Source organism: Agromyces sp. NSFZ, from assembly GCF_056156205.1.
In genome coordinates this window covers 3,289,027-3,302,025 of sequence record NZ_CM149585.1, presented here as the reverse complement: position 1 = coordinate 3,302,025, position 12,999 = coordinate 3,289,027, and the positions used below count along the sequence as shown (strand labels likewise).

Sequence of the window (12,999 nt, the reverse complement as noted above, 5' to 3'; positions counted from 1 at the left end):
CATGCTCCTCGCGATCGACACCTCGACGGGCACGAGCGTCGCCGTCGTCGATCGCGACGACGCCAGCGGTGAACTGCGCTGCCTCGCCGAGACGGGCACGGCCGACACCATGCGGCACGCCGAGGTCGTCGGCGGATTCATCCTCGAAGCGCTGCAGGCGGCGGGTGTGCGGGCGAGCGACCTCTCGGGCGTCGCGGCGGGCATGGGCCCGGGTCCGTTCACGGGCCTGCGCGTCGGCATCGCCGCGGCGCACGCGTTCGCGCTCGGCCTCTCGAAGCCGTTCGTGCCGGTCGTGAGCCACGACGCCGTCGCATGGTCCTGGTACCGCGGGGGCGGCACGGGCCCGCTGCAGGTCGTCACCGATGCACGTCGCCGCGAGTTCGCGATCTCCGAGTACGGCGGCCTCGACGGCGACGCGCTTCCCGTGCGCACTGACGGCCCGCGACTCGTTCCGCGTGACGAGGTGCCCGGGGCACGGGGCATCCGTCTCGACACCGCGACGGTTCCGGCCGGCGCGATCGGCATGCTCGCCGAACTCGCCTTCGCCGCCCGGCGGCTGCCGCTCGCCGACGACGCGCCGCTGTACCTCCGGTCACCCGATGTCACGCCCTCCGCCGGCAAGCGGGTGCTGCAGTGAGCGTGCTCATGCGGCGTGCCAGGCCCGCCGACCTCGACGCGATCATGCGCCTCGAGCGCGAGACGTTCGTGAACGACGCGTGGCCCGAAGACGCCATGCGCCGCGAGCTCGAGAGCCCGCACGGGTACTACCTCGTCGCGGTCGACGACGACGAGGAGGATCCCGACCGGCGACTCCTCGGCTACGCGGGCCTGCTCGCGCCGTCGGGCAGCGGCCAGGGCGACATCCAGACCATCGCGGTCGCCCCGTTCGCGCGAGGCATCGGCCTCGGTCGCGGACTCATGCACGCGCTCATCACGCAGGCTCGCCGTCGCCACCTCGCCGAGCTCTTCCTCGAGGTGCGTGCCGACAACCCCATCGCCCGCGCGCTCTACGAGTCGCTCGGCTTCGAGCAGATCGGCGTGCGCCGCGGCTACTACCAACCCGACGGCGTCGACGCCATCTCGATGCGCCTCGCCGTGCCGCCGGCGGTCACGCGCCCAGCGGCATCCGGAACCGGAACCGGGAGCACCGCATGAACCGCGACGCGCCCCTCGTGCTGGGCATCGAGACCTCGTGCGACGAGACGGGTGTCGGCATCGTGCGCGGCACCGACCTGCTCGCCAACGTGATCGCCTCCTCCATGGAGGAACACGCGCGCTACGGCGGCGTCGTGCCCGAGGTCGCCGCCCGCGCTCACCTCGAGGCCCTCGGGCCCACCATCGCCGCCGCGCTCGCCGAGGCCGAGATCTCGCTCGCCGAGGTCGACGCCGTCGCCGTCACGAACGGGCCGGGTCTGGCAGGCGCCCTGATGGTGGGTGTCGGCGCTGCCAAGGCGCTCGCGGTCGCGCTCGACCGCCCGCTGTACGCGGTGAACCACCTCGTCGGCCACGTCGGCGCCGACCTGCTCGACCATGAGGCGCCGCTCGAGACGCCGACGGTGGCGCTGCTCGTCTCCGGGGGCCACACGTCGCTCCTGCTCGTGCGCGACCTGGTGTCCGACGTCGAGCTCCTCGGCGAGACGGTCGACGACGCCGCGGGTGAAGCGTTCGACAAGGTGGCGCGACTGCTCGGCCTGCCCTACCCCGGCGGCCCCGAGATCGACCGGGCCGCGATCGGCGGCGACCCGAACGCGATCCGCTTCCCACGGGGGCTCACGCAGCCGAAGGACCTCGCCGCGCACCGCTACGACTTCAGCTTCTCGGGGCTCAAGACCGCCGTCGCCCGCTGGGTCGAGCAGCGGGTGGCCGCGGGCGAGACCGTGCCGCTCGCGGATGTCGCGGCGAGCTTCCGCGAGGCCGTCGTCGACGTGCTCGTGACCAAGGCCGTCGCCGCCTGCACCGACCTCGGCGTGCCCAGGCTCCTCCTCGGCGGAGGCGTCATCGCCAATGCCCGGCTCCGCGAGCTGGCGGCCGAGCGAGCGGCCGCGGCGGGCATCGCGCTGCGGATTCCGCCCCTTTCGCTGTGCACCGACAACGGCGCCATGATCGCCGAGCTCGGCGCGCAGCTCATCATGGCGGGGCATCCGCCGTCGTCGCTCGATTTCGGTGCCGACTCCACCCTTCCCGTCACCGATATCCAGGCGTAACCCCTCCGCGCGGGAGTCTGTCGGTGACGCCGTCGCCGCGATAGTGTGTGCAACGTAGTGAGCGGATGCCGCGTCGGAACGCGTGCATCCCACCGTCGCCGCAGGCCGCGGCGACGAAATCCACAGCATCGAGGGGACACACGAACGTGACCGATCCGAACCTTCCCGACCAGCCGGGCTCCGTGCCGCCGTCGCAGCCGGCGCCGCCCCCGGCCGCCCCGGCCCCGGCATACGGCAGCGCACCGGCCGCACCGGCCGCACCGGCGTACGGGCAGACCGCCCCGTCTGGCGCGAAGACGAACACGCTGGCGATCGTCTCGCTCGTCGCCTCGCTCATCGGCCTCGCCACGGGCATCGGCTTCCTCGTCGGCATCATCTGCGGTCACATCGCGCTCGGCCAGATCAAGAAGACGGGCGAGCAGGGCCGCGGCCTGGCCGTGGCCGGCCTCATCATCGGCTACATCGGCATCGTGCTCGCCATCATCGGGACCATCCTGTTCTTCGCGGTGTTCGCCGCGTTGTGGCAGGGCGGGTACATCACCACCTACTGATCGCCGATTCCTCGACTTCGCGAAAGGCGAACACCATGAGCGACCCGACCACCCCGCGCGAGCCCGAGCGGCCCGACGAGCCCACGGTTCCGAACCCCGAGGAGCCGATGGTTCCGACGCCCGAGGAGCCCGCCCTCCCGACGCCCGAGGAGCCCACGGCTCCGACGCCCGAGGAGCCGACGTTCCCCTCCGAGCCGGAGCCGGGCTTCCCGGCGCCGTCGGAGCCCACCTACCCCGGCATGCCGTCGGCCCCCGAGACGCCCGGGGTGCCGGGTGCGCCCGAGGTGCCCTCGGCGCCCGAGCCTCCCGCTCCGCCGGCACCGCCCGCTCCGCCGTCGACCCCGAGCTACGGGGCGTCGACCCCGCCTCCGCCACCGCCCCCCGGCGCCTACGGGGCACCCGTCGCGGCCGCAGGAGCATCGCAGCCCGGTTCCGGGCAGCCCGGGTACGGCCAGCCCGGCTACGGTCAGCCCGGGTACGTCGCGCCGGCCTACGGCACCACGACCGCGGCGAAGCCGACGCCCGTGCTGAGCCTGATCTCGCTCATCGCGGGCATCGTCGGCCTCGTCGGATTCTTCGTGGTGTTCATCCCGATCGTCGGCGGCATCATGCAGCTCATCATCCCGGCCGCGGCCGTCGTGCTCGGTTTCCTCGGCAAGAAGAAGGAGCCCGCCGCCAAGGGGATGTGGCTCACCGGCATGATCCTCGGATTCGTCGGCCTCGCCATCGGCCTGCTCTCGATCGTCCTCTGGAGCATCGCCTTCGCCAGCACGTCGTTCTACGACTACTCGTACTGAGCGTGCCCGAGGTCGAGTGATGTCTGATCGCGAAGGGGTCCCGCCCGACGGCGGGGCCCCCTCACGTTCTCCGGGCCCGTCGCCTTCGGCAGACCCCTCACGTTCGCCGGGCCCGCCCGAGGCGACGACGCCGGATGCAGCGGGTTCGCGACCGCAGCCCGAGCCGGTCATCCCGGTTGCCGCGCCGCCGTCGGAACCGACGCTTCGGGCCGATCCCGCCGTGCGCGAATTCGACGTGCCGTTCGATACGGGCGAACTGCGCGGGCTGCCCACGGGCCAGCTGCTCGTGGTGCACCGCCCGGCGCTCGGTGGCGAGGCATCCGCCGCCGTCGAGGAGGAGACCCAGCAGCGTCGCGTCTACAGCTGGGTCGCCGCGCTCCTCGGCGCCATCGGAGCGCTCGCGTCGCTGTTCGTCGGCTGGATGCTGCCGCTCTCGATCGCGGCCCTCGTGTTCGGCGTGCTCGGCCTGCGTCGTGAGGCGGAGGGCCGCATGCTCGCGTTCGTCGGCATCGGCACCGGCATCGCCGGGCTCGTCTTCTCCGCCGTGTGGATCGGCTACTACGCGATCGTCTTCGGGGCGCTGCCGAGCTGAGCTCCGGCCGATCGCGGCAGGGCAGCTTCCGCGACGTCGCCGTCGCCGTCGCCGTCGGTGGCGAGCGCCGGCGTCAGAGCCGCTCGACGAGCAGCGCCACGTGCCGACCCGCCTCGCGGGTGAGCACGATCGTCGCCGTCTCGTCACCCCGGAGCTTCAGCCGCGTGCGCAGTGCGGCCGGGTCCACGTCGACGCCGCGCTTCTTGATCTCCAGCGTGCCGATGCGGCGGGCGGCGAGCGCCTGACGCAGCTGGCGTTCTTCAGCGGGCAGGTGCTCGAGCACGCGGAAGCCGCGCGTGAAGGGCGACTCGAAGGGCGCGTCAGCCGTGAAGTAGGCGATGCCGGGGCTGATCATCCACGCACCGTTCGCGCGGGCAAGGTCGCCGATGAGGCGGGCGCGGATCACCGAGCCGTCGGGCTCGTACAGGTAGTCGCCGATCGGCCCGACCGGCGCGTCCTCGCTGTCGGCTCCGGCGGTGAGCTCGGCGGCGCGGTCGTCGCGGATCACCAGTGCCGCGCGCCGGATGCCGGGCCGCGCGACGCTTCCCATCCAGACCCCGAGCTCCACCACGTCGCCGTCGACCGACACCCACTGGGCCTCGGCGTCGGGGGGGATGACGCCGCGATCGGTGCCCGGTCCGAGCTTCACCCCGACGGGCAGGCGATCGGCGAGGCCGAACGCGAAGTCGAGGCTCGGCGAGTAGTCCGCGGCATCCGCCAGCCGTCTCGTGGTGCCGCCCGCGGTCGTGCGGCGTGCGGGGTCGAGCCACGCGCCGCCGATGCCCCCGAGCGGCACGTCCTCGGCGCGGGCGTGCAGCACCCGCACCTTCGGGAATGGCGTGAGGTTGTAGGCCGCGATCGCCGCCGTCACCTCGTCGGCATCGGCCGCCGTGACCTCGAGGTCGACCGCGGCAAGGGCGAGTGCGTCACCACCGATGCCGCAGCCGAGGTCGGCGACATGGCCGATGCCGGCTCGCGAGAATCGGCCGGCGTGCAGGGCGGCGACCTTGAGCCGCGTCGCCTGTTCGAGGCCGGCCTCGGTGAAGAGCATGCGGGAGGCGAACTCGCCGAACTTCGCGCGCGCCTTCGCTCGGAGCTTCGACTGGCTGAGGACCGTCGCGACGAGGCCAGGCGGATGACCCTCCTGACGGAGTGCGGCGACCGTGCGCACGATGTCCGCCTTGGTGTCCCAGTCGGGCAGCCCGTCGAGCAACCGGAGGCCCTCGGGGGAGAGCAGTTCGACGAGCTCGGCACGGTTCACCCGGCCACGCTAGCACTGAGCCCTCGGTCCCTGAGTCGTCGGTCCCCGAGCTCGTCGAAGGGGGCTGGCACTCACGTTGCACGAGTGCCAAATCGCCCCTAGACTCGCTTTAGCACTCTCGCAGTGAGGCTGCTAATCAGTCTTCGTCAAGACAGTTTCTTCAACTAGAGAAGGGGTCAACCGTGTCGGTTTCCATCAAGCCGCTCGAGGATCGCATCGTCATCAAGCAGGTCGAGGCAGAGCAGACCACCGCGTCGGGTCTCGTGATCCCCGACACCGCCAAGGAGAAGCCCCAGGAGGGCGAGGTCGTGGCGGTCGGCCCCGGTCGCATCGACGACAACGGCAACCGCGTCCCGCTCGACGTCGCCGTCGGCGACAAGGTCATCTACTCGAAGTACGGCGGCACGGAGGTGAAGTTCGGCGGCGAGGACTACCTCGTCCTGTCGGCCCGCGACGTGCTCGCGGTCGTCGTCCGCTAGTCGATACGCGACACTCGACACGAGTCCACCGAGGCCCGGATGCCCATGCGGCATCCGGGTCTCGTCGCATCCATGGCCGAACACCGGCGTATCGTGGACCGGTGTCGAATCGCCCGGAATCCGAGACTCCAGCCCCGCTCGCCTCGAACGGTTCCGTGAGCCGGTCGGGGCTCGCGTTCGCGATCGCGGCGTACGGGCTGTGGGGCTTCCTGCCCGTCTACTTCATCGCCCTCGCACCGTCGGACCCCTTCGAGATCGTCGCCTGGCGCGTGCTGCTCTCGCTCGTCTTCTGCGCGTTCCTCATCGTCGTGACCCGGGCCTGGAAACCGTTCGCCGCGCTCATGCGCGACCGGCGCGTCGTGCTCATCATGGGCCTGGCCGGCCTGCTCATCTTCGTGAACTGGCAGACCTACGTCTTCGCCGCGCTCACCGAGCAGGTCGTGGAGGCCGCGCTCGGCTACTTCATCAATCCCATCGTGACCGTCTTCCTCGGCGTGCTCGTGCTGCGCGAACGCCTCAACGCGACGCAGTGGGTGGCCGTCGGCATCTCGATCGTCGCCGTCGCCGTACTCGCGGTCGGGTACGGGCAGTTGCCGTGGATCGCCCTCGTGCTCGCGTTCTCGTTCGGCTTCTACGGGCTCATCAAGAAGCGCGTCGGTCCGAAGGTCGACGCGGTGTCGGGCCTCACCATCGAGACGATGTGGCTCGCGCCGCTCGCGGTCGTCCAGCTCGTCTTCGTCGCGATGACGACGGGCCTCACGATCGGCACCGTGAGCGCGTGGCACACCGTGCTCCTGCTCATGGCCGGCGCCGTCACCGCCGTGCCCCTCCTCCTGTTCGCGGCGGCTTCACGGCGGCTCCCGCTCATCTACATGGGATTCATCCAGTACTTCGCGCCGTTCATCCAGTTCCTGGTCGGCGTCGTGGTGCTGGGCGAGCCGATGCCGCTCGAGCGGTGGATCGGGTTCGCGCTCGTCTGGCTCGCTCTGGTGGTGCTCACGTTCGACCTCCTCCGCGGCGTGCGGGCCACGCGTCGGGCGGCCCTCGAGCCGATCTGACGGGCGAGGATCGGCTTCCGAAGCTCGACCCGCGCGATGGCGGAATCTCCCGAAAGACGCCGTCTCGACGCCGATTCCGTGCGTCTTCGGCCGTGAAGGTGTCGGTGAGGTAACGATTCCGGTGGCGTTACACGGTTGTGACCGCGGCGACTTGTTTCCGCCATGGGGGCGCAATACTGTCAAAACCACGGCGTCAGCAGACGCTGCTTTGTGTACCAATCCTTCAGTCCCAAGGAGCAACATGAGCGTATTCGCGAAGGCCACGGCCTCGCGCTCGGCTCGCGCAGCATGGACGGGAATCGCCCTCGCGGGCGTCAGTGCCCTCCTCCTCACCGCGTGCAGCACGAATGCCCCGGCCCCGGCCGAATCGGAGGAGCCGGCCGAGTCCGGCGACGCCCTGCCGGTCGAAGCCGGCGAGCGTGACCTGACCCTCAAGATCGGCACGATCCTTCCGCAGAGTGGAACGCTCGCCTTCCTCGGGCCGCCCGAGGAGGCCGGTGTCGCGCTCGCGGCTCAGGAGATCAACGAAGCCGACCTGGGTCTGACCATCGAGGTCGTCTACCGCGACTCCGGTGACACCACGACCGATATCGCGACCGTCTCGGTGACCGACCTCCTCTCGCAGGATGTCTCGGCCATCGTGGGTGCCGCCTCGTCGGGTGTCTCCTTCACGGTCATCGACCAGATCACGGCGGCCGGCGTGGTGCACTTCTCGCCGGCGAACACGTCGCCCGACTTCACCGACTACGACGACAACGGCCTGTACTTCCGTACTGCCCCGTCCGACCTCCTGCAGGGTGAGGTGCTCGGCAACCAGATCGCCTCCGACGGCGCATCGACGCTCGGCATGCTCGTCCTGAACGACCCCTACGGCACCGGCCTCGCGGCCGCGACGAAGGAGGCCTTCGAGGCGGCGGGCGGCGAGGTCGTCGCAGAGGAGCTCTTCAACACGGGTGACTCGAACTTCGACGCGCAGCTCTCGGCCATCAAGGCCGCGAACCCCGACGCCGTGGCGGTCATCACGTTCGACGAGGCGAAGGTCGTCGTGCCGGCGCTCGTCGGTTCGGGCTACCCGGGCAACCAGCTGTACTTCGTCGACGGCAACCTGGCCGACTACAGCGCGGACTTCGCGCCTGGCCTGATCGCCGGCTCGAAGGGCACGCTGCCCGGTCCGAAGCTGGAAGACGACTTCCGTGAGCGCATGCTCGCCGTCGACCCGAACCTGGCTGACTTCAGCTACGGCCCCGAGTCGTACGACGCCACCATGCTGATCGCCCTCGCGGCGTTCGCGGCGAACAGCACCGAAGGTGCCGACATCGCCGAGTACCTGCGCCAGGTGTCGGGCGGCTCGGGCGACGGTGAGAAGGTCTCGACCTTCGCCGACGCCGCGGCGCTGCTCGCCGAAGGGGAGCAGATCGACTTCGACGGAGCATCCGGCCCGATCACCCTCGACGAGAACGGTGACCCGACCGAGGCGACCATCGGAATCTACGAGTACGGCGAGGACAACACGTACACGCGTATCAACTAGTACGCCTCCCGTGGAAGGGCCCCGGCTTCGGCCGGGGCCCTTTCGTATGCCCGGCCGGCGGGGGCTGCGCCGGCGCGCCGCCTGCGCGCCCGCTGGGCCTCTGCTGCGCCGGTGCGCCGACTTCACGCCGTCTGCGCCAGCTGAAGTGGCGCACACGTGGCGCACGTGGCGCATACCGAGAGCGTTCCGCGCTCCTGGCGCGTGCGGGTGGGTCCCACCGGTGCCAGCCCCGGGCGGCGCGCGGGCGGCGCCAGTGCGCCAACTTCACGCCGTCTGCGCCGGCTGAAGTGGCGCACACGGGGCGCTCCTGGCGCACACCGGGAGCGTTCCGCGCTCCTGGCGCAGCGCAGGGGGAACGACGAAGGGGGCGGATGCCGCAGCATCCGCCCCCTTTCGCGTAGTCGGATCAGTCCTGGCCGAGGGTGCCCAGATAGAGGCCGATGACCTTCGGGTCGTTCAGGAGGTCGCGGCCGGCGCCCGTGTAGGCGTCGCGACCCTGGTCGAGCACGTAGCCGCGGTCGCAGATCTGCAGGCACCGACGGGCGTTCTGCTCGACCATGATGGTCGTGACGCCGGCGCGGTTGATCTCCTTGACCCGCAGGAACGCCTCGTCCTGACGCACCGGCGAGAGGCCGGCCGACGGCTCGTCGAGGAGCAGCACGTGCGGGCCCATCATGAGCGCACGAGACATGGCGACCATCTGGCGCTCACCGCCCGAGAGCGATCCGGCGCGCTGGCCGAGCCGCTTGCCGAGCTCTGGGAAGATGTCGGTCACGAACTCGAGCCGCTCCTTGAGCCCCTTGGGCTTCTGGTAGAGGCCCATCTCGAGGTTCTCCTGGATCGTGAGCGACGGGAACACGTTGTTCGTCTGCGGCACGAAGCCGACGCCCTTCGCCACGAGCTTGTTCGCCTTGAGGTTCGTGATCTCCTCGCCGTTCAGGCGGATCGCGCCCTCGCGCACCTTCACAAGTCCGAAGATCGACTTCAGGAGCGTCGACTTCCCGGCGCCGTTCGGGCCGATGATGCCGATGAGTTCGCCCTGCCTCGCCACGAGGGAGCACGAGTTCAGGATGTTCACGCCGGGAAGGTATCCCGCCGTGACGTTCTCGACCTCGACGACCGCGTCGGCGGGCCGGTCGAGGACCGCGTTCGCGGTCGGTTCACTGTTCGTCATCGATGAGCTCCTTCAACGCCTCGACGTGACCGGTGTCGGTCGCGCCCAGGTCGGTGTCGTGATGTGCGCCGAGGTAGGCGTCGATCACGGCCTGGTCCTGCATGACCGTGTGGGGGTCGCCCTCCGCGACGATCTTGCCCTCGGCCATGACGATGACCCAGTCGGCGATGTGACGCACCATGTGCATGTCGTGTTCGACGAAGAGCACCGTCATCCCCTGCGACTTCAGGTCGAGGATGTGGTCGAGCAGCGACTGGGTGAGGGCGGGGTTCACGCCCGCCATCGGCTCGTCGAGCATCACGAGGGTCGGGTCGCTCATGAGCGCCCGTGCCATCTCGAGCAACTTGCGCTGTCCGCCCGAGAGGCTCGCCGCGTAGTCTTCCTTCTTGGCATCGAGCTTGAATCGGGCGAGGATCTCGAGTGCCTTCGCCTCGATCTCGTCGTCCTGCTTGCGCCAGAGGAACGGCAGCACCGATCGGAAGAGGTTCTCGCCGGTCTGCCCCTTGGCCCCGAGCTTCATGTTGTCGAGCACGGTGAGCAGGCCCAGCGCCTTCGTGAGCTGGAAGGTGCGGATGAGGCCCATGCGCGCCACCCGGTAGGCGGGCACGTGGGCCAGCGAACGGCCATCGAACTGCCACGTTCCCGCATCGGGCTTGTCGAAGCCCGTGAGCAGGTTGAAGAACGTGGTCTTGCCGGCGCCGTTCGGCCCGATGAGTGCGGTGATGGCACCGCGTGGCACTTCGACGTGGGCGACGTCGACGGCGGTGAGGCCGCCGAACGTGCGCCTCACGCCGTCGGCGATGAGGATCGGGTCGACCTTGCGGACGCCTGGGACGGCGTCGCCGACGTGGAGGCCGGTGGTCTTCACCGGCTTGGACGTGGGAGTGACGTTACTTGACAAAGGCCAGCTCCTTCTTGTTTCCGAAGATGCCCTGGGGCCTGAAGATCACGATCAGCATGATCGCGACGCCGACGAGGATGAACCTGAGCTGTCCGGCCTGCACCTGCGTCATGAACGGGAGCCATCCCGCCTCCACCGCCCGGGCGACGAAGCCCGAGAAGAAGGAGAGCAGCACCCAGAAGATCATCGAGCCGATGACCGGTCCGAGGATCGTCGCGGCCCCGCCGAGGAGCAGGATCGCGTAGATGAAGAACGTGAGCGAGGTCTGGTAGTTCGCCGGCACCACCGATCGCGGCAGGATGAAGATCATGCCGGCGAGCGTGCCGTAGACACCACCGAGGATGAGGCTCTGCATCTTGTACGAGTAGACGTTCTTGCCGAGCGCGCGAACCGCGTCCTCGTCCTCGCGGATGCCCTTGATGACGCGCCCCCACGGGCTGCGCATGATGAGCCAGGTGACGACCGCGAGCAGCGCGACGAGCACCCAGGCGACGATGCGCAGCCACCAGTCGTACGCGTTGTACGTGAACGGTCCGAAGCCGTAGGTGCCGTCGGGAATCGGGTTCATCGCCGCGAAGCCGGTCTTGTACCCCTGCAGGCCGCTCGCCGAGCCCGTGACGGAGTCGAACGTGTTCGTCGTGAAGATGAGCCGCAGGATCTCGGCCGCCGCGATCGTGACGATCGCGAGGTAGTCGGCACGGAGCCGCAGGGTCGGGATACCGAGGATCAGGGCGAACACGATGGAGGCGCCGATGCCCACGAGCACGGCAGCCCAGACGGGGAACCCGAACGTCAGGATGGAGATGGCGTACCCGTAGGCGCCCAGGGCCATGAAGCCCGCCTGACCGAAGTTCAGGAGGCCGGTGTACCCGAAGTGGATGGCCAGCCCGAGGGCGGCCAGGGCGTAGGCGGCAGTGGTGGGGCTGATGAGCTCCTGCGCCGCGTTGGAGAAGATCGCAATCCAGTCGATCATGGTCGGTCCTCCTTATCCGATTCTCTCGCGGCGACCCAGGATGCCCTGTGGTCGGAACAGCAGCACGAGGATGAGCACGATGAGCGCACCCACGTACTTCATGTCGGACGGGAGCCAGAGCGTCGAGAGCTCGATGAACAGGCCCACGATGATCGAGCCGACGAGCGCCCCGAACGCGGTGCCGAGGCCGCCGAGCGTCACGGCGGCGAAGACGAGCAGCAGGATCTGGAAGCCCATGTCCCAGCTGACACCCGGGCGGAAGTACGCCCAGAGGATGCCCGAGAGGCCGGCGAGGGCTGCGCCCATCACCCAGACGATCCGGATGACCCGGTCGACGTCGATGCCGCTCGCGGCGGCGAGGCTCGCGTTGTCGGACACGGCGCGCGTGGCCTTGCCGATGCGGGTGCGGAGCAGGAAGTACGCGACCGCGCCGAGCACCACGGCACTCGTGATCATGCTTGCGACGTCGATCCACGAGAGCGTCACCGGTCCGAGGTGGATGTCGGAGGGGATCGTGGCTCCGGGCAACTGCCGGGTGGCCCCGCCGTAGATGAACTGGTAGATGTAGCGCATCGCCAGCGAGAGGCCGATGCTCACGATCATCAACTGGATGAGGCCGACGCCGCGGCGGCGGAGCGGCTTCCAGATCCCGGCGTCGAGCACCCAGCCGAGCACGGCGCTGAGCACGATCGCGATGATGATCGCCAGCCAGATCGGCAGGGCGAGATCGACGCCGAAGGTCAGCACCATCAACGCGCCGAACGTGATCATCTCGGCGTGCGCGAAGTTGGAGAGGCCCGTCGTGCCGAAGATCAGCGAGAGGCCGATCGCGGCGAGCGCGAGCAGCAGACCGAAGTTCAGGCCGTTGATGACCCGGATGAGCACCTGGGCGCCGATGTCGGTGGTGACCCGCTGGCCCTCGCCGAGGAAGAAGTTCACGGCCTTGATGCTCGTCAGGCCGAACTCGGCCTCGACCGTCGCCTCGCCCTCGGCGACGACGACGCCCTCGGGCAGGGTGTCCTCATCGAGGGTGACCTCGTACGTGTCCTTCTCGGGAACGCCGATGCGCCACTTGCCGTCGGCGTCGGTCTCGGTCTCGGCCTCGAATCCGCCGCCTTCGACGGAGATCCGGACGCCTTCGATGGGCTCGTCCTCGAACGTCACGTTGCCCGTGAAGAAGTACTCGAACTCCTCCTCCTCGGCTGTCGGCGTCGGACTCACCTCGTCCGCCGCCGCAGGGGACGCTGCGACGCCGGACAGAGTGAGTGCGGCCAACAGGAATCCGAGCAGGATGAGCCACCTCCCACGGGTTCGTCGGACGACTGCTTGCGTGGGTTCCACTGCACCTCCAAGGCTCCCGGGGCTCGTGGCCTCCGGGCCGGGCTTGCTCTTGACGACGTCGTCGAGAGTACGTGCCGATTATGTCTCATGTGTTTCGCATGTGCGCACAACGGCCCTCGATTGTTATCCGGGGAATG

The 12,999-nt window shown here is 69.6% G+C and carries 14 protein-coding genes; 9 read left to right on the top strand and 5 right to left on the bottom strand.

What is annotated here, in order from left to right:
* Position 1 precedes the first annotated feature (1 nt).
* The 6 genes from tsaB to ACVFI9_RS15570 all read left to right on the top strand — a co-directional run bounded on the left by tsaB (position 2) and on the right by ACVFI9_RS15570 (position 4,144).
* A complete protein-coding gene (gene tsaB, locus ACVFI9_RS15595) occupies positions 2–637 on the top strand; it encodes a tRNA (adenosine(37)-N6)-threonylcarbamoyltransferase complex dimerization subunit type 1 TsaB (protein WP_474763115.1) in 636 nt (211 codons plus the stop codon).
* Positions 634–1,155: a ribosomal protein S18-alanine N-acetyltransferase gene (rimI, locus tag ACVFI9_RS15590; protein ID WP_474763114.1), complete on the top strand. Its 522-nt coding sequence runs from the start codon at positions 634–636 to the stop codon at positions 1,153–1,155. The genes tsaB and rimI overlap by 4 nt, the downstream gene beginning before the upstream one ends.
* A complete protein-coding gene (gene tsaD / locus ACVFI9_RS15585) occupies positions 1,152–2,204 on the top strand; it encodes a tRNA (adenosine(37)-N6)-threonylcarbamoyltransferase complex transferase subunit TsaD (protein ID WP_474763113.1) in 1,053 nt (350 codons plus the stop codon). Before rimI ends, tsaD begins: the two co-directional genes overlap by 4 nt.
* A gap of 146 nt (positions 2,205–2,350) precedes the next feature.
* A complete protein-coding gene (locus tag ACVFI9_RS15580) occupies positions 2,351–2,755 on the top strand; it encodes a DUF4190 domain-containing protein (protein ID WP_474763112.1) in 405 nt (134 codons plus the stop codon).
* 35 nt (positions 2,756–2,790) lie between these two features.
* Positions 2,791–3,552, top strand: coding sequence for a DUF4190 domain-containing protein (locus ACVFI9_RS15575; RefSeq protein ID WP_474763111.1), 762 nt, complete (start codon positions 2,791–2,793; stop codon positions 3,550–3,552).
* Between the two features lie 220 nt (positions 3,553–3,772).
* The gene (locus ACVFI9_RS15570) at positions 3,773–4,144 is read left to right on the top strand and encodes a hypothetical protein (protein WP_474763110.1); all 372 of its coding nucleotides are present in this window, start codon (positions 3,773–3,775) and stop codon (positions 4,142–4,144) included.
* A gap of 73 nt (positions 4,145–4,217) precedes the next feature.
* Here the strand turns inward: ACVFI9_RS15570 and ACVFI9_RS15565 are convergent, their stop codons facing one another.
* Positions 4,218–5,405 carry a class I SAM-dependent methyltransferase gene (locus ACVFI9_RS15565; protein WP_474763109.1) on the bottom strand — a complete coding sequence of 396 codons (1,188 nt, stop codon included), beginning with the start codon at positions 5,403–5,405 and terminating at the stop codon, positions 4,218–4,220.
* A gap of 182 nt (positions 5,406–5,587) precedes the next feature.
* On the opposite strand from ACVFI9_RS15565, the gene groES reads away from it, so the two are divergent.
* From groES to ACVFI9_RS15550, 3 genes are all read left to right on the top strand, one after another.
* Positions 5,588–5,884, top strand: a complete 297-nt coding sequence (gene groES / locus ACVFI9_RS15560; RefSeq protein WP_055894868.1) for a co-chaperone GroES — start codon at positions 5,588–5,590, stop codon at positions 5,882–5,884.
* 101 nt (positions 5,885–5,985) lie between these two features.
* Positions 5,986–6,942 carry an EamA family transporter RarD gene (rarD, locus tag ACVFI9_RS15555; protein ID WP_474763108.1) on the top strand — a complete coding sequence of 319 codons (957 nt, stop codon included), beginning with the start codon at positions 5,986–5,988 and terminating at the stop codon, positions 6,940–6,942.
* A gap of 241 nt (positions 6,943–7,183) precedes the next feature.
* A complete protein-coding gene (locus tag ACVFI9_RS15550) occupies positions 7,184–8,473 on the top strand; it encodes an ABC transporter substrate-binding protein (protein ID WP_474763107.1) in 1,290 nt (429 codons plus the stop codon).
* 406 nt (positions 8,474–8,879) lie between these two features.
* On the opposite strand, the gene ACVFI9_RS15545 is transcribed toward ACVFI9_RS15550, so the two are convergent.
* The 4 genes from ACVFI9_RS15545 to ACVFI9_RS15530 are packed head-to-tail and all read right to left on the bottom strand — an operon-like array spanning position 8,880 to position 12,796.
* Positions 8,880–9,647: an ABC transporter ATP-binding protein gene (locus ACVFI9_RS15545; protein WP_474763106.1), complete on the bottom strand. Its 768-nt coding sequence runs from the start codon at positions 9,645–9,647 to the stop codon at positions 8,880–8,882.
* A complete protein-coding gene (locus ACVFI9_RS15540; protein WP_474763105.1) occupies positions 9,634–10,548 on the bottom strand; it encodes an ABC transporter ATP-binding protein in 915 nt (304 codons plus the stop codon). Before ACVFI9_RS15540 ends, ACVFI9_RS15545 begins: the two co-directional genes overlap by 14 nt.
* The gene (locus tag ACVFI9_RS15535) at positions 10,538–11,518 is read right to left on the bottom strand and encodes a branched-chain amino acid ABC transporter permease (protein WP_474766287.1); all 981 of its coding nucleotides are present in this window, start codon (positions 11,516–11,518) and stop codon (positions 10,538–10,540) included. The genes ACVFI9_RS15540 and ACVFI9_RS15535 overlap by 11 nt, the downstream gene beginning before the upstream one ends.
* 15 nt (positions 11,519–11,533) lie before the next feature.
* Complete coding sequence (locus tag ACVFI9_RS15530) at positions 11,534–12,796, bottom strand: ABC transporter permease subunit (RefSeq protein WP_474763104.1); 1,263 nt, start codon at positions 12,794–12,796, stop codon at positions 11,534–11,536.
* Between the last annotated feature and the right edge of the window lie 203 nt (positions 12,797–12,999).

Coding starts and splice junctions, on each gene's coding strand:
- tsaB (WP_474763115.1), top strand. CDS start 2: ATGCTCCTCGCGATCGACACCTCGACGGGCACGAGCGTCGCCGTCGTC.
- tsaD (WP_474763113.1), top strand. CDS start 1,152: ATGAACCGCGACGCGCCCCTCGTGCTGGGCATCGAGACCTCGTGCGAC.
- ACVFI9_RS15575 (WP_474763111.1), top strand. CDS start 2,791: ATGAGCGACCCGACCACCCCGCGCGAGCCCGAGCGGCCCGACGAGCCC.
- ACVFI9_RS15550 (WP_474763107.1), top strand. CDS start 7,184: ATGAGCGTATTCGCGAAGGCCACGGCCTCGCGCTCGGCTCGCGCAGCA.
- ACVFI9_RS15545 (WP_474763106.1), bottom strand. CDS start 9,647: ATGACGAACAGTGAACCGACCGCGAACGCGGTCCTCGACCGGCCCGCC.